This is a genomic window from Alishewanella sp. HL-SH06 (genome assembly GCF_052656265.1).
Genome location: NZ_CP199752.1, coordinates 447,528 through 474,458, shown reverse-complemented (window position 1 = coordinate 474,458; position 26,931 = coordinate 447,528). Strand labels below are relative to the sequence as shown.

Sequence of the window (26,931 nt, the reverse complement as noted above, 5' to 3'; positions counted from 1 at the left end):
CAGCCTAACTGAACGGAAATAGATATTCGCGCTCTGTTATAACCAAAAGGCATTAAAACGATAGCGCCTTATTAAAATTGCCATACCAAACGGCTGAGCTAAGATCAGCTTACGGCGAAGGTGCAACGCGTGTGGGTGTTGTCGTTTTTAACAACATGACAGCAAAAAAAAGCGGCAACCGAAGTTGCCGCAAGCAGGGATGAGAATAGCAATAACAAAACTCAGGGGAACCAGAACCTACTGGCGAATTAAATAATCAAACGCGCCTAAAGCCGCTGTTGCGCCAGCCCCTAAAGCAATAATGATTTGCTTAAACGGCGCTGTGGTGGCATCACCGGCGGCAAACACACCTGGGATAGAAGTTTGACCGCGTTCATCGATAATAATTTCACCGCGTGGTGATAATTCCACTGCACCACGTAACCATTCCGTGTTCGGCACTAAACCGATTTGCACGAAAATACCGGCTAACTCAACATGTTTCGCTTCACCACTTGGACGATCGATGTAACTTAAACCATTTACTCGGTTACCATCACCGGTCACTTCGGTAGTCTGCGCTTCGGTGATAATGGTGATATTGCCCATTGAGTTGGCTTTTTTCACCAATACCGCATCAGCGCGAAGCTCCGCAGCAAATTCCAGTACAGTCACATGTTCAACAATACCGGCTAAGTCGATAGCCGCTTCAATACCCGAGTTACCACCACCAATCACGGCAACCTTTTTACCCTTAAATAGCGGGCCGTCGCAGTGTGGGCAGTACGCTACGCCTTTACCACGATATTCTTGCTCGCCAGGCACATTCATTTCTCTCCAGCGGGCACCGGGGCTTAGGATAATCGTCTTACTTTTCAGTACCGCGCCGTTCGCCAGTTCTAGCTCAACTTTATCGGTTTTACGTAACTTCACCGCGCGTTGGTTATTCATAATATCAACGTCATACTCACGCACGTGTGCTTCTAAGCCAGCCACCAGTTTTGGGCCCTCGGTATATTTCACCGAGATAAAGTTTTCGATACCCACGGTATCCGCCACCTGACCACCAAAACGCTCTGCGACAATACCGGTATTTAAACCCTTACGTGCAGTATAAATAGACGCTGCAGCACCGGCTGGACCACCACCGACCACGAGCACGTCAAAGTCTGGTTTATTCTTCAACGCTTCAGCTTGACGCTTTTCAGCATTTACATCGATTTTCTGTAAGATTTTCTCTAGGGTAATCGCACCTTGCGAGAATAATTCGCCATTTAAAAATACCGACGGTACAGCCATGACATTCTTAGCCGATACTTCGTCTTGGAACATAGCACCATCAATCATCACGTTAGTGATATTCGGGTTAATGGCAGACATAATATTTAAGGCCTGCACCACTTCAGGACAGGTTTGGCAGCTTAAGGAGATATAAGTTTCAAACTTAAACTCGCCTGGAATATTTTTGATTTGTTCAATCAAATCGGCTTCAACTTTGATAGGGTGGCCGCCCGAGTGTAATAAAGCCAGTACTAATGAGGTAAACTCATGTCCTAGCGGCACACCAGCAAAAGTGATTTGCGTATTTTTCGCAGCAGAGCGAACCAGCATCGACGGTTTGCGGTCAGCTGCGCTGTCATCACGCGACACACTGACTAAATCTGATAATTCAGCAATTTCCGTTGCTAGTTCATTTACCTCAGCTGCCTTGGCGCTATCATCCAAAGATACCACCAGCTCTACCTGAGTTTTCAGGTTCTGCAGATAAGTTTGTAATTGTTGCTTCAGGTTAGTATCTAACATAACTCATAAATCCTTAAAAAATATGGAGATTGCGGCGCAGCAGGGCAAGGGAGAGCGAGGCCAGCGAAGCCGCTGGCCTGACACCAAACTTGAGTTTGGCAGTGTGAGGCTAGATTACAGCCTCACGGGGAGTACTGTATCTAGCGTGTCACACTGCAGTTGCCTGCAGTTTGCATCAAATTTAGATCTTACCAACTAGGTCTAAAGAAGGCGCTAAGGTCTTTTCACCTGGCGTCCACTTAGCTGGGCAAACTTCACCGTCATGATCTGCTACGTATTGTGCAGCTTGCACTTTACGGAACAATTCAGCAGCGCTACGGCCGATACCTAAGTCGTGGATTTCACATACTTTGATCACGCCTTCAGGGTTGATCACGAAAGTACCACGTAACGCTAAACCATCTTCTTCAATCATTACGCCGAAGTTGCGTGTGATAGCACCCGTTGGGTCACCGATCATTGGGTATTGAATTTTCTTGATGGTTTCTGACGCGTCATGCCATGCTTTGTGCGTGAAGTGCGTGTCAGTCGATACTGAGTAAACTTCAACGCCCATTTCTTGGAACTTAGCGTAGAAATCAGCCAAGTCGCCTAATTCAGTTGGGCAAACAAAAGTAAAGTCAGCTGGGTAGAAGCAAACAACAGACCATTTGCCCAGTAAGTCTTGCTCAGTTACTGGTACGAATTTACCTTGATGAAAGGCAGTCGCTTTGAAAGGTTTGATTTTAGTGTTAATTAATGAAGACATTGTCTTGCTCCTTTGGGTTAATAAAAACAGTTTCTTGTTTCAACGCCGACTAGTCTATCTAACTCGACCAGACTTTTAAAACGAATAAAACAAATCATCCTAATCACTTTAATTGATGAAGATGTAGTGCTTCATCCGTTATATATGTTGCACAGCAGCTATCAGGTCAAAAATAATCGCAACCTCAATAGTGCTAAGGTAATTAGGGCGGCTCAACGGAATTTCAATAGCCTATTTTTATCGATACGTAGTGCACCGTCACTCAGCAGTATGGTTTGCGCTGTTTAACGACATTGGTACTTAATTAACGAGAGCTTGGTGAAGGTTTCACTAAAAACTGTTTTGAGAGGGCATCAAATTCACCATTCGCCTTGAGCTGATCAAGCGCTACTTGCAAACGCTCAACCGTGGCGATGGGCATTTGTGGGTGCAAGGCGAGATAATTATTGCCAATCGTAGATAAATCGATTACCGCAGTTACCGCTGATGGGGTTTGTTGATGTTGCTCTAACCAGACCGGTAAAATCAAATCGGAAGCAATAATCAAGTCAACCTTACCATGTAAAAATGGCAAAACAGCATCGGCTTTACTGTTAAATTGAATTAAATTGACGCCAACTTCAAAACCTTGGCTTAGCAAATATATTTCGTAAACGTCGCCACGGGCAACCGCAACAACATATTTTTTGGCTTCTTCAAGATCCTGAGGTGGTGCATCCCGGCGTGAGGCAAGCCAATACATATTGGCGGAGGCATGCACTAAAGGGCCAACCCACTGAAATTGTTTTTCACGCATAGCATTACGAGCAGTCGAAAATAAGCCGCTATAAGGTGTGCGCTGTGTTGTTTCTAGTGCCCGCAGCCATGGCATTAGTTGAAAGTCACACTTTAGTAACGCCACTTCACAAGTGCGCCGCACTAATTCTGTGTTAAGACCTGTCACATGCTGATCTTGTTCAAAGCTATAAGGTGGAAAATGCTCGGTATACATCACCAGCGGCTCCGCCAGACTTTGCTGCGACAGCCAGCTTATACACAAGATGACAAACCATTTCATAGCAATACGATTATGTTGGTAAAAAGCATACCGTTACTATGGCTGAAATTTCAGCGAAGTGAAAGTGCAACGCTAAAAAACCTAAATACCATCACCATCCATATGCAAACCGCACTCACGGCCGAGGCCGTTAAAGCGGGTGTCTTCTTCGCGCATACCGGGTTCAAACTTAACGGTGGAATGCGTATCGCCGACAGAGAGATAACCTTTTTCCCACAACGGGTGATATGGCAAGTTGTGCTCTTTTAAATAATAAAACACGTCTTTACTTGACCAGTCGATAATCGGTTGCACCTTCATCACACCACGGCTAATTTCAACAATGGCTTTATCGGCACGCGTACTGCTTTGACTGCGGCGCAAGCCGGTAAACCAACAGCCTACTTCGAGTTGTTGCAGCGCACGCTGCATCGGTTCCACTTTATTTAACTGATTGTAGTGTTTTAACCCCTCCGCTGTTTGCCATAACTGACCGAAGCGAGCTTCTTGCCAAGCGGGGCTTAATGTGGCGCGATACACTTTTAAATTCAGTTGTAGCCGCTCTGTCAGCTGATCAATAAATTGGTAGGTTTCAGGAAATAAATAACCGGTATCGGTTAACACTACCGGAATATCCTGCTGCTGACTGCTGACTAAATGCAGCATCACCGCCGCCTGGATCCCAAAACTGGAACTAAGCATCGGATTGAGCGGTAGATTAGCTAACGCCCACTGCACCCGCTGTGCGGCACTCATGGGAGCGAGCAGCGCATTGATCTGTTGCAACCACGCTTGCTGAGTTGCGGCTGATTGCCGCAAAATGGCGTGATAGTCTTGGGCGATAGCATTCATTATTGTTACCTTTTACGCGTGAAAATCCGTTTTTGATACTTTGACTGCTGCGACCACACCAACGCGGATCACAAAATCACCAAAGCACTCACCGCTTTGCCGCTCTTGACTCCAGCGGCCAATCAGTTGATCCAGCGTATCGAGGATCTCGGCTTCAGCGACGTTATCTAATAACAGTTTTGGAATACGCGTACCAATGCGGTTGCCTCCCAAATACAGGTTATATTTACCTGGCGCGCGGCCTACCAGCCCCACTTCGGCCAGCATGGCCCGACCACAGCCATTCGGACAGCCGGTTACCCGCAAGACAATATGATCGTCGCTGATTTGATGCTTAGTTAATAAGCCCTCGACCTTAGTCACTAATTCAGGTAAGTAGCGCTCGGCCTCTGCCATGGCTAACGGGCAGGTTGGAAAAGACACACACGCCATGGAGTTTTTGCGTTGCTCACTGTGGTTATCGTCAATTAAACCGTGCTCACGGGCTAACTGCTCAATTTGCGCTTTTTGACTGGCCGGCACCCCTGCAACAATTAAGTTTTGATTGGCAGTCATCCGAAAATCGCCCTGATGGATCTGGGCAATTTTGGCTAAACCGGTTTTTAACGGTTTATTCGGAAAATCTAAGATCCGGCCATTTTCAATAAACAGCGTTAAGTGATGTTGACCATCTATGCCTTCTACCCAACCGAAACGATCACCGCGCGTGGTAAACTGATAAGGCTTCACCGGCGCAAAACGGACACCTACGCGTTGCTCCACTTCAGCGCGGAAGTTATCTAAGCCGATGCGGTCAATGGTGTACTTGGTTTTGGCCGTTTTGCGGTTCACCCGATCACCATAATCACGCTGCACCGTAACCACATGCTCGGCCACTTTTAATACGTGCTCAAGGCCAATAAAACCCAGCTCTTCTGCTTGGCGTGGATAGGTTGCCGTGTCACCAAAGGTCATGGCTAAACCACCGCCAACCAGCACGTTAAAACCAATTAATTTGCCCTGCTCGGCAATGGCCACAAAGTTAAGATCATTGGCGTGTAAATCCACGTCGTTATGCGGTGGGATCACCACGGTGGTTTTAAATTTACGCGGTAAATAATGTTCACCTAACACCGGCTCGGTTTCAGTGGTTTCGACTTTTTCTTCATCTAACCAAATTTCGGCATACGCGCGAGTTTTCGGCAGTAAATGCTCACTGATCTGCACCGCCCATTGATAGGCCTGTTGATGTAGCTCACTTTCTACCGGATTAGAGGTACACAGCACGTTACGGTTTACATCGCCGGCCGTGGCAATGGAATCAATACCGATACTGCTTAAAAATTGGTGCATTGGTTTCACGTGCGGCTTTAATACACCGTGAAATTGAAAGGTTTGGCGTGTGGTTAAACGAATACTGCCGTACAGCGTTTTATCCGCTGCAAACTTATCGATGGCCAGCCACTGCGTTGGCGTAATAATGCCACCTGGCATGCGCGCACGCAGCATCACATTGTGCAGCGGTTCTAATTTTTGTGCCGCGCGTTCAGCGCGGATATCGCGGTCATCCTGCTGATACATGCCATGAAAACGGATCAGCATAAAGTTATCGCCGGTAAAACCGCCGGTGATTTCATCTTTTAAGTCAGTGGTAATGGTGCCGCGTAAATGCTCACTTTCGGCTTTTAAGCGTTCGTTGTCAGACAGCTTACCCTGTGCGACAAATTCTGGCTTGATTGGATATTGGCTCATTAATACACATCCTTCTGATAACGCTTAGCAACCCGTAATTGGTCTAAATAGTGTTGGGCCGCTTTTTCATCTTTGCCGCCCTGTTGCTGAATGATGCTCAGCAAAGCTTGGTGTACGTCTTTCGCCATGCGATTGCCATCACCACAAATATACAGATGCGCCCCCTGCTCTAACCACTGCCATACTGTCGCAGCTTGCTGCATTAACTTATGCTGCACATACACTTTTTCGGCCGTATCGCGGCTAAAGGCCACATCCAGCTGCGTTAGCACGCCTTGCTTCAGGTAATTTTGCAGCTCAACTTGATAGAGAAAATCTTGGGTAAAATGCGGATTACCGAAGAACAACCAGTTTTTACCGCTGGCACCGCGGGCATCTCGCTCTTGTAAAAAGGCGCGAAACGGCGCTATACCGGTACCAGGGCCAATCATGATGATTGGGGTGTCGTCGTTTTCGGGTAAGCGGAAATTGTTATTATGCTCAACGAACACCTTAATCTGCTCACCTTCCGCTAGGCGCTCAGCTAAAAAGCCTGATGCGCCACCGAGATGCGGCAGGTTAAAGGCGTTATAACGCACCACACCCACCGTAAGATGTACTTCGTCTTCCACTTCTGCTTGAGACGAGGCAATCGAATACAAACGTGGCTGCTGCTTACGTAACGCATCCACCAATTGCTGGGCATTTAATAAACCTGGGTAATCACGCACGATGTCGATAATTTGTCGATCGGCTAAATACTGTCGCAACGCCACTTTGTCAGCCGTCAAGGTTTGTAATTCGGCATGGCCGATAGCCGTGGCATAACGGCTAACAAACCCCGGATACGATTGCGTTAGCTCTAGATGCTCAATCAAGGCCTCGGCTATCGGTAGCTGCAACTCGGCTAACTGCACCGGCGTATTACTGGCAATGCCGGTGAGTAATAACAACTCGCGCACTAACAACGGATCATTACGGAAATAGACCCCTAAGGCATCACCCGGTTGATAAGTTAAACCTGAACCGGCTAAAGAAATTTCGATATGCCGCACATCTTTAGTCGAGTCTCGACCCGTGATTTTTTGATTGGTATACAATTCCGCACTAAAGGGTTGCTGCTTGTTATAGCTACTGACTGCCGCTGGCGCAGCTACACTCGTCAAATCCACCGCTACCGCACTGCTTACCTGAGCCAATTCAGGCTCCAGTGCTTTTATCAGCTGCTGTTGCCATTGCGCGGCTTGCTCAGCGTAGTCAACATCTAAATCGGCACGGGCAATCAGCGCTTTTGCACCAAGCGAACCTAAACGCTCATCAAAGTCTTGCGCCGTTTTACAAAAGAATTCATAGCTGGTGTCGCCTAAGCCTAATACGGCATAGCGTAATTCAGGCAGCGCAGGCGCTTTCTTGCTAAAGAGAAAATTATAAAAACTGATGGCATTTTCGGGCGGTTCGCCCTCACCATAAGTTGAGGTGACCATCACCAACAAGCGTTCATTTTTCAAGCTGGTATTTTTATACTCAGCCAAGTCTTGTACTTTTACCGCGAACCCCTTGGCCGTTGCTGCGGCTGCAATATCCTCCGCAACATGTTTGGCATTACCCGTTTGAGAGCCAAACAACACCGTTAAGCTTGGCGCGGCAGCAATGGGGGCGGCGCTGGGTGCGGCTAACGTCTGCCCCGCTAACTGGGCACTGGCCGCTAAATAACCACTCACCCACGCTTGTTGGATCGGATTCAATTTCACCAGCAAAGCTTGCAACTCAATAATTTGCTGCTCAGACAACGGGCTAGCTTGGGCAACAAGAGACGATAAAAGCATAAAATATCCTGCAAAAAATCTAGATGATTATTTTAGCCAGCTAAAGTCATTCAGGTAAAAGAATGGATCTCTCTTCTTTATGCCAATTAGTAATTAAAAACCACTCATGCTGACCAAAACCCCTTGAAACAATGTGGTCTAATTCGCCAAAAAATAGTATTTCATGCCAACACTAAGCAGTCACAACTGCCACCTTAAAAATTAAAGCTATTAAATCCAATAATTTGCAGTTGGCATTGGCTTTGCAAACTACTCAGCGTGATTGAAATACAACCAAGGACTGATCATGAGAACCTTATTACTTATTTGCTGTGTCTTTTTTGTTGGAAAACTCAGTGCAGCAGAAAATTGTCATTTAACGTTAAAACATGATTTACGCATTACAGCGCAAGATGTCAGCCTGCAAGCTGAAGAGCAGCCGCTGTGGCGTATTTCAAACTCAGGCCAATTGTGGCTTGCCGAGCAATTACACCCTACCGATGCTAGTACTGCGGCGCTATTACAGCAATACCAGCAAAGTGTTCGCCAGCAAGCTTTCAGTACGCTGAATTTAGTTAACAACGCTTTGCAGTTAGCCACCAGCGCCTTAGAGCAAACGTTTGCAGGGTTAACTGGCCAATCAGACATGGAACAAAGCGCACTGCAACCGGCTTTTGCACACCTTCGCCAAAGCTTAGACTTAGTGGTAAGACAACAAGGCGATACCTTGCTATTGAATGGCAGCAAGCTAGAGCAACTGGACCAAGCCTTTGGGCCAGAGTTTGATGCGGCCATGGAAGACATGGTGCAGCAACTAATGGGCAATATGTTGATGCATGTTGGCAAGAGCATGTTAAGTGGTAGTGGCTCATTTGAAGATCGCATGAATGCTTTTGGCGAGCGAATGGAAACCATGGGTGAGCAACTCGAGCAAAACATGCAAGGTAAAGCCCTACAACTTGAAGAGCAAGCCGCAACCTTGTGTACTGAGCTTGAACAATTACAGCAATTAGAGCGCCAGTTACAACAACAGTTACCCGCGATGCAGCCCTTTACGCTAGTGACATTGCATAACACAAAAGCAGAATAACCCCCATCCTAACCGCGAGCTTGGCGTACGCAACTCCGTTGCCGTACGCCCTTTTTGCCATCCCGCACAATAGCCTGCATAATTCAGCTTTAATAAGCAGCAATGCCTGCTGCACTATTTTTTTGGAGTGATTATGAGCATACAACGTATTGATCCTGCTAGTCGTTATTCTGAAGCGGTAATTGTGAATGGTTTAGTGTTTTGTGCTGGCATGGTGCCTGACACCGACAGTAATGATATTACGCTGCAAACCCAAAACGTATTAAGCCAAGTTGATGCCTTGTTAGCGCGCTGTCAAAGCAGCAAGGATAAACTGGTTGATACCACTATTTATTTAACTGACTTTGCGGATTATGCGGCAATGAATGCAGTATGGGAGCAATGGCTCAGCCCAGGCTGTGCACCAGCACGGGCAACGGTAGCGGCAAAATTAGCGGATCCGCATTGGAAAATAGAAATTAAAATCACCGCTGCACAATAATCTGAAGTTAACCGCTGAGCAGCAGGCTTGTTGCACTCAGCAAACTGCGCTGCTGTAATGTATTAAGGATCGATTGACACATGGCTGTAAAGACGTTGCTAAACAAAAAACGACTGTGGTTGCCCGCTATTTTCATCTTGTTCGGCTGGGCATTGTATCAATGGGCTTGGCCCTTTTGGCTTAATCAACTCACAGAACGCGAAGCCGAACGGATCCGTGTTATCACACCGACCTTTGTTGCTGAACCCACTTTAAACCGTTTAGACCCCGATCGTTTACTGGCCGACCTGAGCTGGTTAGCCGCTGCTGAGCGTCAAGGTCGAGCACCGGGCACACCAGGTGGTATTGCTGCCCGTTTATGGATTGCCGAGCAATTTGCCGAAATCGGTTTAACCGCTGCTGGAACCGACGGTTATTTGCACCCTTACAGCGTGGCAGAACATTTTTCTTGGCGTCGTTGGCTGCGTGGTGCGTCTTCCACTATCCCCGGCGTAGATAATGCGGCAAATGTTATCGGTTTATTACCCGGCACCGAAGCTAACCTTAAGCCACTGGTGATCACCGCACATTATGATCACTTAGGTATGCACGGCGACGATATTTACTTTGGCGCCGATGACAATGCCTCGGGTGTAGCCGCCATGCTTGAGCTGGCACGCTATTTAACGGCTCATCCTTTGCGTCATCCGGTGTTGTTTATTGCGTTAGACAGTGAAGAAAAAGGCTTACAAGGTGCGGTGGCGCTGTTCCGAACCGGCTTGTTACTACCTGCCGATCTGGCCTTTAACATTAATATTGATATGTTAAGCCGTGATACCCACCAATTATTGTATGCTGTTGGCACTTATCATCACCCTTGGCTATTACCGCTAGTTGAACAGTTACAAACTCGCAGCGCAGTGAAATTACTGCCCGCCCATGATCGCCCTTGGTATCTCGCTGGTAACACGGCAGATTGGACCCTTAGCTCTGATCACGGCGTGTTTCATCAGCAACAGGTGCCGTTTATGTACTTTGGGGTAGCTGACCATCCCGATTACCACAGCCCGCGCGACACCGCCGACAAAGTAGATTTGGCGTTTTATCATCAAGTCGTTGAAACCGTGCTGCATTTTTTATTAATCCTTGATCAACAATTAGCAGTGCAAATCGAGTAAATACTTGCTAATAATAAAATGTAAATATACAGTTACTAACACGTTTTCGGGCAGCCATGTTATTACGTAATGGCCGTTAAATAGGAGGAAAAAATGAGTACAGCAATGATTTGGATCATTATTGGTGTGGTACTGATTTTAACAGAGTTAATGGCAACCAGCATTGTGGCGGTATTCCTCGGCTTAGCCGCTATCGTCGTCGGTATTTTATTGCACTTTGGGCTCATTGAATCAGCCAGCATGCAATACAGCGTGTTTGGTCTGGTCAGCCTGCTGTTGCTCTTCACCGCACGAGGCCGCTTTAAAAGCTGGTTTGTCGGCTTTACTGCTGATAGTGAGACGCAACCCAGCTCGCTGAGCCAAGATATCGGCGATCGCGTTACGGTTTTATTGGATTTTCAACAAGGCCAAGGTCGTGTGGTGTTAAATGGCGTGCAATGGGATGCGCATTCTAACGACATATTAAAAGCCGGGGATGTGGCTTGGGTAATTGCCAATAAAGGCATCCACCTCGAAGTCGCGGCCAATAAGCCACAATCGTCTTAACTTTACAGCACGTATTAATCGTAGGAGAGTGTTATGGAACAACTGGATATTCAAACGGTATTAACCCTCGGCTTTGCTGTCGCGGTGGTGATTACCATCCTTAAATCAGCACGGGTTGTGCCACAACGTAGTAACGTTGTAGTCGAGCGTTTAGGTAAATACTCACGCACACTAGACTCGGGCTTTCATATTTTGATCCCCTTTATCGATAAAGTTGCTTACACCCACACGTTAAAAGAAGAAGTGATCGATGTTCCTCGTCAAACCTGCGTGACCAAAGATAACATTCAGGTCGGCATCGACGGTATTTTATATATACAGGTTATCGACCCGCACAAAGCCAGTTATGGTATTAACAATTATCGCTATGCTGCGTCACAATTAGCGCAAACCACCATGCGTTCTGTGATCGGCCAAACCGATTTAGATAAAACCTTTGAAGAGCGGGCTAAAATTAACGAAGAAGTGGTACGCGCTTTGGATGATGCCGCAGCGCCTTGGGGTGTTAAAGTATTACGCTACGAAATAGCCGATATTGAATTGCCAGTCAGCATTAAAGACGCGCTAGAGCAACAAATGCGCGCCGAGCGTGAACGCCGTGCTGCAATTGCCAAGTCTGAAGGTGAACGCCAAGCGATGATTAACGTGTCTGAAGGTCAAAAGCAGGAAGTGATCAACCTGTCGGAAGCCGATAAAACTCGACAAATCAACGAGGCCGAAGGTCGAGCAAAAGAAATTGAATTAATCGCTATTGCTACCGCTGAGGGTATTCGACAAATTGCTGAAGCCATCAATCAACCGGGTGGTCAAAACGCGGTAAATTTACGCGTGGCCGAGCAGTATGTAAAAGAGTTCGGCAACCTGGCTAAAACCAACAACAGCATGATCGTGCCGGTAGAACTGGCGAACATTGGTGGTGCAGTGGCGGGTTTAACTGAAATTTTAAAAACCGTCCAAAAATAACCATGGCGGGCAGTGAACTGCCCGCTCATCATTTATTCCTGATCAGAACTGGGTAAGGCGTTTTTACTGAAATCTTGGGTTTTCTCAGCTAATAACGCGGCCAGTTGCTGTTCCATAGCTTCCACTTTTTCGCGCGTTCGCAACAGCACTTGACGCTGCACATCAAATTCTTCGCGGCTAACAAAGTCTAACTCTGACAGCTTTGCCTGCAGCACTTGCTTAACTTTGCCTTCTAATTCATCGGCAAACTGTTTTAATTGTGGCGGGATAATACTGCCAATTTGTCGTGCAATATCTTCAACTTTTTTCGGATCTAACATCAGGTTCTCCGTTACGCTAAGCAGCCAGGGTTCAGGCTGCACTGTGATAGTATCTAACCATTCTACGGTCTTCTGACCAGAACGCGAATGAAATTTACCGCAAAAATTGGTTACAATGCAGCTCCTCAGTTCAGGCAAACACTATGAAGTTAAATCCACAGCAAGACGCAGCAGTAAAATTTATCTCCGGGCCCTGCTTAGTATTAGCCGGTGCGGGTAGTGGTAAAACACGCGTAATTATTAATAAAATAGCCTATCTGATCCAGCAGTGCGAATTACCCGCTCGTCATATTGCCGCCGTGACCTTTACCAATAAGGCCGCACGAGAAATGCGTGAACGAATTAACACCCAATTGCCGAAAAGCGCTACCCGTGGCCTAACTATTTCCACTTTTCACACCCTTGGCTTAGATATTATTAAAAAAGAATATCGACAGCTGGGTTATAAAGCTAATTTCAGCCTGTTTGATGATCAAGACAGCTTTGCGCTACTCAAAGAGTTAACCGCCAACGAATACAATGGCGATAAAGAGCAGATTAAAGCGCTGCAAAGCAAAATTTCTAACTGGAAAAACGACTTAACCTTACCTGCGTTGGCTGTGCAACAAGCGCAAGATGCCGCGAGTATCAGTTTAGCCAATTATTATCAGCAATACAGCACCATGCTCAAGGCCTGTAATGCCTGTGATTTCGATGATTTAATTATGCTGCCAACCTTGCTGTTTCAACACGATGTAGCAACACGTGAGCGCTGGCAACAGAAAATTCGCTATCTGTTAGTAGATGAATATCAAGATACCAATACCAGCCAATATGAGTTAGTCCGCTGGTTAGTGGGCGAGCGTCGCCGCTTTACCGTGGTCGGTGATGATGACCAGTCTATTTATTCTTGGCGCGGTGCGCGGCCGCAAAACTTGGTGTTATTGAAAAAAGACTTTCCTGAATTAAACGTGATCAAACTTGAGCAAAACTACCGCTCAGCAGAACGCATTTTAAAAGCGGCTAATATCTTAATTGCCAATAACCCGCACGAGTTTGAGAAAAAACTGTTTAGCGTGAATGGCTATGGTGTGCCACTAAAAGTCTTACCTTGTAAGCATGAAGAAGACGAAGCCGAAAAAGTGATTGCCGAAATTATCTCGCATCGCTTTACCCATCGCAGCCATTATCGCGACTATGCGCTGCTGTACCGTGGCAATCATCAAGCACGCGTGTTTGAAAAAGCGCTAATGACCAACCGTATTCCCTATCGAATTTCCGGTGGTACGTCTTTTTTCTCACGCAGTGAAATTAAAGATGTAATGGCCTATCTGCGTTTGTTAGTGAATCAAGATGATGATAATGCCTTGCTGCGGATCATCAATGTGCCGCGCCGCGAAATTGGCCATGCCACCTTGGAGAAAATTGGTAACCTAGCCAATCAAGAACACATCAGTTTATTTGCAGCGTGCTGCCACCCGGGGCTAAGTCATACTTTACCGATACGCAGTTTTCAGGCCGTGAAACAATTTGCCGATTGGATTAATCAATTAGCCGATAATGCCGTGCGAGCAGAGCCTGCCGAAGCCATCCGTGATTTGATCCGGCAAAGTCACTATGAAGCCTGGTTGTTTGAAAGCAGTAACAGCCCTAAAGCAGCTGAAATGGCCCTGAAAAACGTCAATGAACTGTACCGCTGGATTGTCGAAATGCTCAACGGCAAAGATGATGAACCGCCGATGCCCTTGAGTGAAGTCGTTAGCAAATTATGTTTACGCGACATGCTTGAACGGCAAGAACAAGAAGATAACGCCGATCAGGTGCAATTACTGACGTTGCACGCTTCGAAAGGCTTAGAGTTCCCTTATGTGTTTATGGTGGGCATGGAAGAAGGCATTTTGCCGCATCAAAGCTGTATTGATGAAGATAATGTCGAAGAAGAACGCCGTTTAGCCTATGTGGGTATCACTCGGGCACAGCGCGAGCTCATTTTTACTTATGCGCGAGAGCGTCGGCAATATGGAGAAGTGGTTCGGCCAGAACCCAGCCGCTTTTTAACCGAGTTACCACAAGACGATTTGGAATGGCAACAGCCTAATCAACCTAAAACTGCAGAGCAACGCCAGCAAACTGCGGCATCGAATATCGCACGTTTGCGGCAAATGCTGAATAAAGATTAGCCTTATAAACACACCGCTCAGTTAGCGCTAATTAGCACCTAGCGCTTTTAACATTTGATCGCGCATACCTGATTCAAACGTCACATAGCGACCACGCCCTAATGCTTTGGCGTGATACATGGCGGCATCAGCGTCGCGTAACATCGCATCGGCATGGTGATAGTCTGTGCTGAATGGCGCAATACCAATACTGATGCCCGAATTGACACTGTTATTCTCTAACACAAAGGGCTGGCGGAATTTGTCGATAATGCGCTGGGCAATTTCTTCGGCATCTTGCTCAGATTGCAAGTTTAATAACATAATCACGAACTCATCACCGCCGAAGCGTGCGGCCACATCATGCTCGCGGATCGCACTGAGTAAACGTTTGCTACTTTCAATTAAAAACGCATCGCCAATATGATGGCCTAAGGTATCGTTGATCAATTTGAAACGGTCGAGATCTAAAAACAGCAATGCCATTCCGGTTTGCGGTTGGCGTTTATTTAATAAAAATTGTTGTTTTAATTGCTGCAGAAACATCTGCCGATTGGCAAGCCCGGTTAATACATCATGATTCGCATCATAGAACAATTTTTGCTCCGCTTTTTTACGCTCTTCAACTTGCAGGCGTAAAAATAAGTTGGTTTGACGCAACTCACGGGTACTTTCAAAGACTTTACGTTCCAGTTCTTCTTGATGTTGTTTTTGCTTCTCCGCAGCAAGCTTACGCTGGATCGCTACCGCGATATGCTGTGAAACGAAACGTAAAATAGTGAGCTCTTGCTCGCTATAATGATAACCATCAACATAAGACTGAACCGCAACCACCCCAATGACTTTTTGGTCAATCCTCAGCGGAGCACCGAGCCAGCTTTTTGAATGGCGAGCTGCTTTCTCTAGCTCAGTGGTACCACTCATACCTCGGCGGATCTCACCTTGCTCAACCAGTAATGATGCTTGCTCAGGGTTAATGAGTCGCGCTTCAGCACAGCGGATAACATATTCGGTAAAACCTCGGCTTAGTGGCCGATCAAAGGCTGCAGGGCTAAATTGGTCAACATAAAACGGAAAGGTTAATTTCGTCCCATCGGTGTTGAGTAAGGCAATATAACAGTTTTCCGCAGCCATAAAATTACAGAGCACTTTATGGATTGCTTGGTAAAACGTTTGCATGTCTTGGCTACTGGCCGTTAGCTCAGATATTTTATATAACGCCGCCTGTAGCTTTTCACCGTGGATACGTTCTCTAATTTCTTTTTGTAAAAAGTCGTTGGTTTCTTGCAATTGCAAGGTGCGTTCTTTCACCGTGCTTTCTAATAGTTCACGACTCTTTACTCGATCTAAAGCAATAACAGTGTGAGAACCAATACTGCTAAACAATTTTAAATCTTGCTCGTTATAACGATACTGACTGTCATAAGACTGGATCGCCATAACGCCGATAATTTTTTCACCACGACATAAAGGGATACCCATCCAATGTGCTGAGGGTGAACCTTGTGCTTCAATCTCGCCGCTTCTCACTAATTCGTTAAATTCCTCTTCGTCACATAACAATGGCCGCTGGTAACGAGCCACATAACCGGTTAAGCCACGAGAGAAAGCGTTGTCTGGAATAGAAGTAATGAGTTGCTGATCTTTTTCGTCAGAGAAGTACTGCAGTTGGTAATGCTCAGTATCAGCATCATAAAGCACCACATAAAAGTTTTCGGCGCGTAACTGCTCAGAGACCATTTTGTGGATCGCCGGATAAAAATCGGCCATATCACTAATATGGCTGGCCAATTCTGACAGCTGCAACAAAGCCCCCTGAATGGTATAGGCTTCTTTTTGCCGAGCGATTAACAGCAACAGCCGTCTGATTTTATTGCCCGCTTGTTTTAATTGATATTGGAGCGTTCGTTGTTTAGTCAAGCTTCCGATCCTGAAACGATTACAAACTGGTCAGATGTATAATAACAATGGGCTATTATGCACAAAGTTTAAACACATGGAAGGGCTACAGAGCAAATTCGTTTAATTAAATACCCAGGGTGCTGTTAAACAAGCATAGCCCAATCGGCACAAAAAAACCGCGACTGGCGCGGTTTTATTAAAACGAAAATGCTGGTTCTGTTTATACACCATCCGTCATAAAACGAATGGCGGCAGCAATTTCATCATCAGAACAAGTGGTACAGGTGCCTTTAGCGGGCATGTTACGAATGCCTTCAATAGAGTGCTTTAATAACACATCAAAACCTTGCTCTAAACGCGGCTTCCAATCAGCAGATTGATGTTTTGGCGCATCAAGTGCACCCGTGCCATGACAGGCAAAACAGGCAGATTGATAAACTTGCTCGCCACTGCGTGGACCTGTTGCCGCGGCAGCCACAGCTGGGGTAGCACCAGCAACATAAACCTGACCTACTGGCGCAATGCGTTTTGCAATAGCGTCGGCATCAGAGGTTGCGCTCGCGTGGACGCCGATGGTAATCAGCAGCAAACTTACTGCAACTGTCAATTTATTCATAGTGTTGATCCCATACTGAAAGCCATAAGTAATTGGTCGCATTATAGCCTGCATCTCAACCGAAACGGAAGAGCTTAGGCAGATTGTTAGTGCAGCGCATTGCATTGCCATGTGTAAACTTTTAGCCGCGACACCGCCGCAAAGGCTTATGCTTATTGCTTTATGCCAAAAGGCGCAGCAAAACGGTTTTTTTAAAGCGAAATTTTTTAAAAAAGAGGCTAGGCAAACCCGGTTATTGTGATAGTCTGTTCGACCTGCTTGATGAGGATATTTGGCACCTAGGAAGATTGCGGGCCAAGCAGTAAATCGTTTTCCACATTACGCAATGCAAAAAAATAAGAATAACGGCACTTGCAGTTTCCCCGTTTAGTTAAATAAAAACAACCACTTAAATCACCACCATTAACATTCTGCCTCAAGCAGGATGACATTTTTCTATGGGTTTTGCACAAAGTTATCCACAGCTTACTCTCTTTTTAACGCAGCAAAGTCAACCGGTTCAGCTGGTGGTAGGGGGATGGCTGTGGCATGCTACTACGCATCAGCGTTGCAGGAATTATTATCATGGTCTATATCCCCAAAAACCCGTTAATTTTGGTTGACGGATCCTCCTATTTATTTCGGGCTTATCATTCACCACCGCACTTAACCAATTCAAAAGGTGAAGCCACTGGTGCTATTTATGGTGTGGTGAACATGCTTAAAAGCTTGTTAAAACAATATCAGCCCAGCGAAATGGCCGTGGTGTTTGATGCGAAAGGCCCAACGTTTCGTAATGAAATGTATCAAGAGTACAAAGCACATCGCCCGCCGATGCCTGATGACCTACGCAGCCAAATTGCCCCGTTACATCTGATCATCGAAGCTATGGGTCTGCCTTTACTTTGTATTAGCGGCGTAGAAGCTGATGATGTTATCGGTACTATTGCCCGTCAAGCTAGCGCTGCGGGGCGTCATACGTTGATTTCAACCGGTGACAAAGATATGGCGCAGCTGGTAGACGAACATGTCACCTTAATTAACACGATGAATAATACATTGCTCGACCCTATCTCGGTTAAAGAGAAATTTGGCGTCGGGCCGGAATTGATTATCGATTATCTCGCGCTGATGGGCGACAAAGTGGATAACATTCCTGGCTTGCCTGGTGTCGGTGAAAAAACAGCCGCGGCCTTATTGCAAGGGCTGGGCTCAATTGAACACATTTATCAACAGCTTGATCAAGTCGCCACACTGACCTTTCGTGGTGCCAAAAATATGGCTGCCAAGTTGGCAGAACATAAAGCACAACTGGCGTTGTCTTACCAACTGGCCACGATTAAATGTGATGTCGAATTACCCTATCAACTCACCGATTTACAGATCCGTCCCACAGACAAGCAACAGCTAAGCGAGCTGTATCGACAATGCGAATTTAAACGCTGGTTAGCCGAGATCCTTAGTGACACTGACACGAACACCGCGGGCACGTCGCAGCAACTCGAAAATGCCACTACTACTCACACAGCGACAGAACACACCGCCGATGAACCCGTCAGGCAAGTGATTGATCGCAGTCAGTACCAAACGGTGCTGAACGAACAACAATTTACTGCATTGCTTCAAGAAATAAACCAAGCAGAATTAACCGCTTTTGATACGGAAACCACCAGCTTAGATTATATGCAGGCGGAATTGGTTGGTTTATCTTTTGCCACAGCAGCAGGAAAAGCATGGTATCTGCCTTTAGCGCATGATTATTTAGGCGCGCCAGCGCAACTCGATCGCCAGTGGGCTTTGGCACAACTGCAACCTTGGCTGGAAGATGACAACAAAGCCAAGGTTGGCCAAAACTTAAAATACGATCAAAGCGTGTTAGCGCGTTATCAATTAACCTTACGGGGTATCCGCTTTGATACCATGTTGGAATCTTATGTGCTGAACTCGGTAGCGGGCCGTCACGATATGGATTCGCTTGCGCTGAAGTATCTAGGTCATAACACTATTAGCTTTACTGATTTAGCCGGTAAAGGGGCTAAGCAGCTGACGTTTAATCAAATTGAACTTGCCCAAGCCGCTGAATATGCCGCTGAAGATGCCGATGTGACGCTGCAACTGCATCAAACGCTATGGCCACAATTGCAACAAAGTCGTGAGCTGGTCAAGGTGTTTACTGAGATCGAGCTGCCTTTAGTGAACATTTTGTCGACAATAGAGCGCCACGGCGTGCTGATTGATAGCAACTTGTTGGCCAAGCAAAGTGAACAGTTAACTGCCCGTATTAAAGAGCTAGAACACTTGGCTTACGATGCAGCAGGCAAAGAATTTAATCTGGCCTCGCCAAAACAACTGCAAGAGATCCTGTTCGAGCAGATGAAGTTACCGGTATTGAAAAAGACACCGAGTGGCACCCCCTCGACCGCCGAAGAAGTGCTCGCTGAGCTCGCTTTAGAATATGACTTTCCAAAACTGATCACTGAGCATCGTGGTTTAAGTAAGTTACGCTCTACTTATACCGATAAACTGCCGAAGATGGTGAATCCCGCTACGGGGCGCGTTCACACTTCCTATCATCAGGCGGTAGCCGCCACCGGTCGCTTGAGCTCAACAGAACCGAATTTACAGAATATTCCGATCCGTACCGAAGAAGGCCGACGCATCCGCCAAGCCTTTATTGCGCCTGCCGGTAAATGCATCCTGGCCATCGATTACTCGCAAATCGAATTACGTATTATGGCGCACCTATCGCAAGATAAAGCCTTACTGGATGCCTTTGCTAATGGTCTTGATGTGCATAGAGCCACCGCTGCTGAAGTGTTTGCCATTAGCTTAGATGAAGTGACTAGCGAGCAGCGCCGCCGCGCCAAGGCGGTCAACTTTGGGCTAATTTATGGCATGTCTGCGTTTGGTTTAGCCAAACAACTGGGTATTGCTCGCCATGAAGCACAGCATTATGTTGACCGCTATTTTGAGCGTTTCCCTGGTGTACTGGATTATATGGAGCGCACGAGAAAGCAAGCGCATGACCAAGGCTATGTTGAAACACTGTTTGGTCGCCGCTTATATTTGCCTGACATTAATGCCCGCAATATGGGCAGGCAAAAAGGCGCCGAACGTGCGGCCATTAATGCCCCCATGCAAGGCACCGCAGCCGACATTATCAAATTAGCCATGATCAAGGTGGCGGCATGGTTGGAACAGCAAGATAACAACGCTGTGCAAATGATTATGCAGGTGCACGATGAATTGGTGTTTGAAGTGGCAGAGCAAGAGGTTGAGCGCGTTGCTGCCGAGTTAAAAACCTTGCTAGCCAGTGCCGCATCATTAGATGTGCCACTTTTAGCAGAAGCCGGTTATGGTAAAAACTGGGATGAAGCACATTAAATTTCGTTGTTAATAAAGGTAATTTAATTACATAAATCAGAAAGCAAGCGCTTACATTTTCAGTTTTGTAGTTTAATTACAGTTTTTGCTTGCAATAGTGCAAAAATTAGCTAAAATTTGCGCTGTAGGGTACAGAGGTAAGATATTCTATCTTTCGCTTCGGTATGTTTTTACTATTGAAGTTCAGAAAGTAGGCTTTATTAGCCGCCCCGCTGCTTGCAGCGGGGCGTTTTTTTTGCTGCAAAAGTCAGAATGATGATTGCGCGAGGCTTATTCGCTTGGCGTGTAGCGGTAAGATCACGCTTATCTTTGCTATCAGGCGAGTCAGGCGTTAAATTTTTAGAGTAAATACTTTAAACCGCATAGGTTGGGTGTTATGATCAACACGTCTTAACAGTAAGACATCCTGTTGATTGAATTATATAGCTTCTCCCCTGCTTGCTATAACCGACCCTCTTGGGTCGGTTTTTTTATGCCGCGTTATCGTCGTTAAACCACTGATCTAACGTTTGTTCTAACTCGGGTAAACCAAACTTATTTAACGAGCTAAAAGCCTGCACCTTAACATCACCCATAAAGGCCATGGCCGCATCACGTACTTCCAGCACAATTTTATTCCGAGCACCAGGCCCCAGTTTATCGGCCTTAGTCAGTAATATCAGCACCGGCAATTGGCTTTGCACCGCCCAATGAATAAGCTGCTGATCCAAATCTTTTAACGGATGACGAATATCCATTAATACCACTAAGCCTTTTAGACTTTGCCGTTTTTCTAAATACTCAGACAGTGACTTCTGCCATTTTTCTTTTACAGCTAAAGGCACTTTCGCAAAACCATAACCGGGTAAGTCGATTAATCTTTTATTCTCGGCCAACGTAAAGGTATTAATCAGCTGAGTACGACCTGGCGTTTTACTGGTTCTGGCCAAAGCATTTTGGCGAGTTAAAGTATTTAATGCGCTGGATTTACCGGCATTTGAACGTCCGGCAAAAGCGACTTCGATGCCGTTATCTGCGGGTAATGCCTTAATATCCGGGGCGCTGGTAAGAAAACTTGTTTGTTGATAATTTAATTTAATAGACGACACAGCCTGCTCCGGCGGTTAATTTATGGCTATTGTAGCGGATCAAAGGAGCAGTAAGAAGCATTTGCCGTGCTTTTGACCATAGTATGGGATTTTACTTTGGGCAGTTTCGTGTAAAATAGCTAAAAATTCACCTTAATGTTATTCATTGCTGCCAGCAAGCTGGCTTTTGAATGCGGACTGAGACGGATCAAACATGAAAAAAATCATACTTCCTCTGGCGCTGTTATTCGGTTTAGTCGGTACAGCTCATGCTTTTGACGGTGACGCCGAAGCAGGCAAAGCAAAATCTGCCACTTGTGCTGCTTGTCATGGTCCTGACGGTAACAGCGTTGTAACTATTTATCCTAAATTAGCAGGTCAACACGCTGAATATTTATATAAACAATTAACCGACTATAAGCTAGGTATGACCACTGGTGGGAAAGAAGGTCGTGCTAATGCCATCATGTACGGTATGGTTGCTGCATTGTCTGATCAAGATATGCAAGATTTAGCAGCTTACTTCTCTTCTCAGCGCATTACATCTGGCACAACACCAGAAGAAGTAATCGAAGTAGGTCAAAAGCTGTATCGTGGCGGTGATGCCGATCGCGGTATTCCAGCTTGTATCGCCTGTCATGGTCCACGTGGCGCAGGTACTAGCTTAGCGGGTTTCCCAAGAATCGGCTTCCAGAACGCAGACTATGTTAAAGCCACTCTAGAAGAATTTCGTGCTGGTACTCGTGCCAATGACATGAACGGCATGATGCGTGACGTGGCCAAAAAGCTGACTGACGATGATATTAAAATTCTGTCGCAATACTTAGGCGGCTTACACTAATACTTAGTTATTAGAAAAAACCGGCGAATAAGCCGGTTTTTTTATGCCGCTTTGTGAGAAATATCTTACAAAGCATGTAAGACATCACCTATAGTTGAATTTTAATTGAACTATTTCAACTTTCTATACTTAACTTAAATCACTGAAAAACAATACGATATAGACTAAAGTCTAATTTTTTTCAGGTTTTTTATACTCAAGCGCTTGTTATCTGATTAGATCGGAGTAAATTAACTTTATCGCCGTTAGCGGTAAAACAACAGGGAATTTAGGTTAAGGAAGCCGCATGCACATTATGTGCGCTGTGTTTGAAGATGCTAAGATGGTATTACGCGTGAACCACGCGCAAGGAAGATTACGAAAGCATTAGGAAGATCATAAATAAAAAAAATTTTGCACGGACAGCAAACAATAATATAGGGATAATTGCAACACGGTGTTGACTGCGCATCAGGATGAATTGCATTATTCAGAAGATGTGTCCATCTCTAGGCACGAATAAACAGGGCGATAAGGTTATCTTATCGCCCTTTGTTTTGGATGTAATATGCAACAATCAATCTGCCCATTATGCGGCCATGCAGATACCCTTCGCTATAACGCCCAACTGCATCCCCCTTACTGGCAATGTCAGCGATGCGCTTTGGTGTTTTTAGACCGACACCACCTACTCTCTGCCGAGCAAGAAAAACAACACTATTTGCTACACAACAATGATCTGAACGATGCGGGTTATCGGCTATTTCTGAATAAATTGGCAGCGCCCTTACTGCAAACCTTGGGCAATACCACGAAAAGTGGCTTAGACTTTGGATGCGGTCCCGGCCCGTTGCTAGCCAATATGTTACAGGAAGCCGGTCATCAGATGCAGGTTTGGGATCCCTTCTTTGCCAATGACCCCGCCCCGTTAGAGCAGCAATACGATTTTATCAGCTGCACCGAAGCGATTGAGCACTTTGTCGATCCGCTTAACGAGTGGCAATTATGGCTACAACTGTTAAAGCCGGCAGGGGTGCTTGCGATTATGACCAAATGTTATCCAACAGCAGAGGCGTTCAGCAATTGGTATTATCGACGAGATCCAACACATATTAGTTTCTTCAGTCAGGCCACATTTCGTTGGTTAGCAGCACAATATCAGCTTAAGGTGGCATTTCCAGCGAATGATGTGGTGATCTTCAGCAAAGCTGGGTAAAATGATCGGTCTTTTTACAGGTAGCAAAATACTATGACGCGTCAAAAAAAATCCCGCAATGCTGGCAACAATGGCCAACGCCATTTACCTGCCAGTGAGATCCGCAAAACCCGAGAAACCAAAGAAGAGACTAAGAAGAAAGGCTCAGGCCTGAAATCGGGTACTCGTAACAGCATGCAACAAAGTAAAGATGCACAAGCTGAAGCGAACAAAGCCAAAAAAGATCCGCGAATTGGTAGCAAAAAACCTATCGCGTTAATCGCTGAGCCTACTTTGGTTGAGCAGATGCCCAACGTGGTCAGTGCCATACCCAAAGCACAGTTAAAAGCGGTTAAAGCTGAAACACTGACACCAGAGCAAGAGTTGGCCAGTATCGAAGCCGATGAGCGCCTACAAGCCCTATTAGAGCGCGTTGAGCAAGACGAAGTATTAACCGGCAAAGATGCAAAATACTTTAATAGCAAAACGGCACGCTTAAGCGAGCTGTTACAGTTATTAGGCTTAGATGACGCTGATGACGAAGCAACGCGCAGCGATAGTGCAGACGAAGAAGAAGATCCATTAGCGCGTTTTGAGCGTACCGACTGGCGTAAAACTTTGCTAGGCGATGAGGATTAAGCGTGGCGTTATTATGGGCAAGTATGTTGGTGTTAGGTGTGGGCATTATTGCCGTACTGGCTTTTTATGCCGGTAAGCTATTGTGGCAGGTCAAGTTACAAACCCAGCGCCAACAACTCGAGCAACAGCAACTCGAGCAGAAACAGCAAGAGAAAAAACGCTACCTGCATGAAAGTATCGTGTTGATTAGCCGAGCAATGCTGGAGCAACAATGCGAGTTTTCCGAGGGCGCATTACGCCTTTGGGTGCTACTCGATCATTGGCCCGAGAAAGATAAGCCGGATCCCGTTGTGCACTATCCGGCTTTGCATAAGATGTATTTAGTGGTTCGTGATATGCCGACACATCAAGCTCGGAAAGAGCAAGATAAAAAGCTTACGAAGCAACAAGATAAAATTCGCCAACAAGCAGAAATCGACCTTAAAAGCGAGATTGAAGCTGACGTTAGCAAATTATTAGCAAGATTTCAGCAGGCCTAAGCCTGCTGCAATTTACTGATTACTGCTTATATACTTGCCCTGCTTTCATCACAAAACTGACGTTTTGCATCAGCTTCATATCCTGCAGCGGATCGCCTGCAACAGCAATGATATCGGCAATCTTACCAGCTTTAATCGAGCCAAGCTCTTGCTCAACGCCAAGTAATTTTGCGCCTTCAATCGTTGCACTATGAATCGCCGTTAACGCCGGCATACCAGCTTCGGTCATATAAACAAACTCTAGCCAATTATCGCCATGCGCGCCGACACCCGCATCAGTACCAAAGGCAATATTCACCCCAGCTTTATAGGCCCGAGCAAAAGTTTGCTGAATGAGTGGCCCGATGGTGGCGGCTTTAGGCCGAACAATTTCAGGGAAGAAACCGTCGATTTGCGCTTTATTTTGCACCCATTTACCGGCACTGATCGTCGGCACATAATAGGTACCGTGTTTTTTCATCAGGGCAATGGTGTCTTTATCCATGTAAGTACCATGCTCAATCGAATCCACCCCAGCAATAATCGCTCGCTCCATCCCTTCTTTACCATGAGCATGCACAGCGACTTTCATGCCGTAATCTTTCGCGGTTTGCACCACAGCAGCTAACTCTTCAACGGTAAATTGAGGGTTCATGCCACTTTTTGCCACACTTAATACCCCACCGGTTGCGGTGATTTTAATCAGATCTGAGCCTTCTTTATAACGCTGACGAACCGCTTGCTGGGCTTGAACCGGGCCATTTAGCACCCCATCAGTAGGGCCTGGGTTGCCCAATAACGCATTGGCTAAACCGTTGGTAGGATCAGCGTGTCCACCGGTGGTGGCTAATGATTTACCTGCAGCAAAAATACGCGGCCCTTTAACGTAACCTTGAGCAATTGCTTTGCGCAGCGCAATACTTACCTGATGGCTATCGCCCAACTCACGTACTGTTGTAAACCCGGCCATTAAGGTTTTTTCAGCAAACGCCGCGCCGCGAAGCGCAAAATCGGCTTCATTCAACCGGCTCCAATCGCTGTAAGAGGTTGCACTTAATTGCGTTGAAAAATGTGTATGCATATCCATCAAACCCGGCATAACCGTGTGATTGCGTAAATCCACCACAGTCGCTTCCGCACCGGGCTGTTGGTAACCGGCAACGATGGCGCTAATTTTATCGTCTACGACAATGATGGTTTGTGTTGTTAAAGGCTGTTTATCTTCGGCAGTAATCAATTTACCAGCGTGAATATAGGTTGTTGCCGCCTGTAAGGCCGATGGCGTAGCACAAAGTGTCGCCAGTGCCAGTAGAGAGAGTCTTATCATGGTTATTATCCTCTTAACATTATTAGCTTGTTGCCCTGTTATTGAAACTATGGGCTGCCTGGCCAAACCAAGCAATGCGCTTGCGGTATCTAGCCAGAATATGCGATTAACCGCTCAACTCGTCGCTATTCGTCAGTTCAGCTAACACAAAATCAACACCGCCACTGTTAATCAGCCAACGGGTGTGCTTGCCCTGAGTGACCATCTTGGCTTCTTGCAATAATTGATAATATAAGTTGCGATGTAATCTGGCGGATAACCCTCGCCACAACTGCAAGTAAGGTAATTGCTGCCCAGCATAATATTGGATCTGTAAAGGATAAGCCGCACTGAGTGGCACAGCATCTTCAATGTTAGTGGTTAGCCATAACTCTGGGCCTGAGACAGCCTGTTGCCAATGACTTTGCGTGACTAAAAAAGGCACGTCTGCCACCTGGATGCGGACTTTTTCAGCAGGTGTTTGTAGAAAATAGTCGTTATCCTGCTTGAGTAAAACCGACGCGAATAAACGCACTAAGGCCGGTCTTTGAATAGGACTATCTTGATATAACCACTGGCCATCGGCAGTAATTAACAACGGCAAATCACCACAAAATGGCGGATCCCAGCTTTCAACTGGTGCTAAGTTAGGTTGGCTGAGTTGCTGTTGTAATTGAGATAAATCCATACCACAAGGAACCATTGGCGTGCTAATTAAACTGCAGTATAGCTGGGCAACACTGAGAAAGTAAGGTAATCACAAAGGCAGGAAAATAAGTGGGGTGACTGATGGGGCTCGAACCCACGACAACCGGAATCACAATCCGGGGCTCTACCAACTGAGCTACAATCACCGCTGAAGTGGCTATTTTAACCAAAAACCTCGCATGGCTCCAAGCTCTTTTTTGTAATTTGTCATCTAAGGGTACAAGGCTTT

Annotated in this window: 23 protein-coding genes and 1 tRNA gene; 11 read left to right on the top strand and 13 right to left on the bottom strand. The window is 46.1% G+C overall.

What is annotated here, in order from left to right:
- Positions 1-237: 237 nt before the first annotated feature.
- From ahpF to ACUJFK_RS02080, 6 genes are all read right to left on the bottom strand, one after another.
- Entirely contained in the window at positions 238-1,782 is a 1,545-nt protein-coding gene (gene ahpF, locus ACUJFK_RS02105; RefSeq protein ID WP_226750537.1) for an alkyl hydroperoxide reductase subunit F, read from the bottom strand.
- 181 nt (positions 1,783-1,963) lie between these two features.
- Positions 1,964-2,530 carry an alkyl hydroperoxide reductase subunit C gene (gene ahpC, locus ACUJFK_RS02100; RefSeq protein ID WP_226750538.1) on the bottom strand — a complete coding sequence of 189 codons (567 nt, stop codon included), beginning with the start codon at positions 2,528-2,530 and terminating at the stop codon, positions 1,964-1,966.
- Positions 2,531-2,834: 304 nt separating this feature from the next.
- Complete coding sequence (locus ACUJFK_RS02095; RefSeq protein ID WP_445425926.1) at positions 2,835-3,587, bottom strand: substrate-binding periplasmic protein; 753 nt, start codon at positions 3,585-3,587, stop codon at positions 2,835-2,837.
- An 81-nt stretch (positions 3,588-3,668) separates the two neighbouring features.
- Positions 3,669-4,418 carry a phosphoadenylyl-sulfate reductase gene (locus ACUJFK_RS02090; RefSeq protein ID WP_445425925.1) on the bottom strand — a complete coding sequence of 250 codons (750 nt, stop codon included), beginning with the start codon at positions 4,416-4,418 and terminating at the stop codon, positions 3,669-3,671.
- Between the two features lie 12 nt (positions 4,419-4,430).
- On the bottom strand, positions 4,431-6,149 hold the full coding sequence (cysI, locus tag ACUJFK_RS02085; RefSeq protein WP_306177400.1) for an assimilatory sulfite reductase (NADPH) hemoprotein subunit: 1,719 nt from the start codon (positions 6,147-6,149) through the stop codon (positions 4,431-4,433).
- Positions 6,149-7,954 (bottom strand): assimilatory sulfite reductase (NADPH) flavoprotein subunit, encoded by a 1,806-nt coding sequence (locus ACUJFK_RS02080; protein WP_445425924.1) that lies wholly within the window; start codon positions 7,952-7,954, stop codon positions 6,149-6,151. The genes cysI and ACUJFK_RS02080 overlap by 1 nt, the downstream gene beginning before the upstream one ends.
- Before the next feature lie 286 nt (positions 7,955-8,240).
- Here ACUJFK_RS02080 and ACUJFK_RS02075 point away from each other — a divergent pair, with 286 nt between their 5' ends.
- The 5 genes from ACUJFK_RS02075 to ACUJFK_RS02055 all read left to right on the top strand — a co-directional run bounded on the left by ACUJFK_RS02075 (position 8,241) and on the right by ACUJFK_RS02055 (position 12,170).
- Positions 8,241-9,023, top strand: a complete 783-nt coding sequence (locus ACUJFK_RS02075) for a DUF2884 family protein (RefSeq protein WP_445425923.1) — start codon at positions 8,241-8,243, stop codon at positions 9,021-9,023.
- A gap of 133 nt (positions 9,024-9,156) precedes the next feature.
- Complete coding sequence (locus tag ACUJFK_RS02070) at positions 9,157-9,504, top strand: RidA family protein (RefSeq protein ID WP_226750543.1); 348 nt, start codon at positions 9,157-9,159, stop codon at positions 9,502-9,504.
- An 80-nt stretch (positions 9,505-9,584) separates the two neighbouring features.
- Positions 9,585-10,661 carry a M28 family peptidase gene (locus ACUJFK_RS02065; protein ID WP_445425922.1) on the top strand — a complete coding sequence of 359 codons (1,077 nt, stop codon included), beginning with the start codon at positions 9,585-9,587 and terminating at the stop codon, positions 10,659-10,661.
- Between the two features lie 93 nt (positions 10,662-10,754).
- On the top strand, positions 10,755-11,207 hold the full coding sequence (locus tag ACUJFK_RS02060; protein WP_226750545.1) for an NfeD family protein: 453 nt from the start codon (positions 10,755-10,757) through the stop codon (positions 11,205-11,207).
- Positions 11,208-11,240: 33 nt separating this feature from the next.
- Entirely contained in the window at positions 11,241-12,170 is a 930-nt protein-coding gene (locus ACUJFK_RS02055; protein ID WP_226750546.1) for an SPFH domain-containing protein, read from the top strand.
- 32 nt (positions 12,171-12,202) lie between these two features.
- Here ACUJFK_RS02055 and ubiK read toward each other — a convergent pair whose 3' ends face one another.
- On the bottom strand, positions 12,203-12,490 hold the full coding sequence (gene ubiK, locus ACUJFK_RS02050; RefSeq protein ID WP_226750547.1) for a ubiquinone biosynthesis accessory factor UbiK: 288 nt from the start codon (positions 12,488-12,490) through the stop codon (positions 12,203-12,205).
- 143 nt (positions 12,491-12,633) lie between these two features.
- Here ubiK and rep point away from each other — a divergent pair, with 143 nt between their 5' ends.
- Positions 12,634-14,649 carry a DNA helicase Rep gene (rep, locus tag ACUJFK_RS02045; RefSeq protein WP_445425921.1) on the top strand — a complete coding sequence of 672 codons (2,016 nt, stop codon included), beginning with the start codon at positions 12,634-12,636 and terminating at the stop codon, positions 14,647-14,649.
- 27 nt (positions 14,650-14,676) lie between these two features.
- Here rep and ACUJFK_RS02040 read toward each other — a convergent pair whose 3' ends face one another.
- Both ACUJFK_RS02040 and ACUJFK_RS02035 read right to left on the bottom strand, forming a co-directional pair.
- Complete coding sequence (locus ACUJFK_RS02040; RefSeq protein ID WP_445425920.1) at positions 14,677-16,548, bottom strand: diguanylate cyclase domain-containing protein; 1,872 nt, start codon at positions 16,546-16,548, stop codon at positions 14,677-14,679.
- 202 nt (positions 16,549-16,750) lie between these two features.
- Positions 16,751-17,146, bottom strand: a complete 396-nt coding sequence (locus ACUJFK_RS02035; protein WP_226750550.1) for a c-type cytochrome — start codon at positions 17,144-17,146, stop codon at positions 16,751-16,753.
- Positions 17,147-17,710: 564 nt separating this feature from the next.
- Between ACUJFK_RS02035 and polA the strand changes: the two genes are divergently transcribed.
- A complete protein-coding gene (gene polA / locus ACUJFK_RS02030; protein ID WP_445425919.1) occupies positions 17,711-20,509 on the top strand; it encodes a DNA polymerase I in 2,799 nt (932 codons plus the stop codon).
- Positions 20,510-20,979: 470 nt separating this feature from the next.
- Here polA and yihA read toward each other — a convergent pair whose 3' ends face one another.
- The gene (gene yihA, locus ACUJFK_RS02025) at positions 20,980-21,597 is read right to left on the bottom strand and encodes a ribosome biogenesis GTP-binding protein YihA/YsxC (RefSeq protein ID WP_226750552.1); all 618 of its coding nucleotides are present in this window, start codon (positions 21,595-21,597) and stop codon (positions 20,980-20,982) included.
- A gap of 193 nt (positions 21,598-21,790) precedes the next feature.
- On the opposite strand from yihA, the gene ACUJFK_RS02020 reads away from it, so the two are divergent.
- The 4 genes from ACUJFK_RS02020 to ACUJFK_RS02005 all read left to right on the top strand — a co-directional run bounded on the left by ACUJFK_RS02020 (position 21,791) and on the right by ACUJFK_RS02005 (position 24,709).
- Entirely contained in the window at positions 21,791-22,417 is a 627-nt protein-coding gene (locus ACUJFK_RS02020; protein WP_306177408.1) for a c-type cytochrome, read from the top strand.
- Between the two features lie 547 nt (positions 22,418-22,964).
- Positions 22,965-23,612 (top strand): class I SAM-dependent methyltransferase, encoded by a 648-nt coding sequence (locus tag ACUJFK_RS02015; protein WP_226750554.1) that lies wholly within the window; start codon positions 22,965-22,967, stop codon positions 23,610-23,612.
- Positions 23,613-23,645: 33 nt separating this feature from the next.
- Positions 23,646-24,230, top strand: coding sequence for a Der GTPase-activating protein YihI (gene yihI / locus ACUJFK_RS02010; protein WP_306177409.1), 585 nt, complete (start codon positions 23,646-23,648; stop codon positions 24,228-24,230).
- 2 nt (positions 24,231-24,232) lie between these two features.
- Positions 24,233-24,709, top strand: coding sequence for a DUF2489 domain-containing protein (locus tag ACUJFK_RS02005; RefSeq protein WP_445425918.1), 477 nt, complete (start codon positions 24,233-24,235; stop codon positions 24,707-24,709).
- A gap of 19 nt (positions 24,710-24,728) precedes the next feature.
- Here the strand turns inward: ACUJFK_RS02005 and ACUJFK_RS02000 are convergent, their stop codons facing one another.
- From ACUJFK_RS02000 to ACUJFK_RS01990, 3 genes are all read right to left on the bottom strand, one after another.
- A complete protein-coding gene (locus tag ACUJFK_RS02000) occupies positions 24,729-26,015 on the bottom strand; it encodes an amidohydrolase family protein (protein ID WP_445425917.1) in 1,287 nt (428 codons plus the stop codon).
- A 106-nt stretch (positions 26,016-26,121) separates the two neighbouring features.
- Entirely contained in the window at positions 26,122-26,682 is a 561-nt protein-coding gene (locus ACUJFK_RS01995) for a DUF1285 domain-containing protein (RefSeq protein ID WP_445425916.1), read from the bottom strand.
- Between the two features lie 90 nt (positions 26,683-26,772).
- Positions 26,773-26,848 (bottom strand) — tRNA-His (locus ACUJFK_RS01990).
- Positions 26,849-26,931 lie beyond the last annotated feature (83 nt).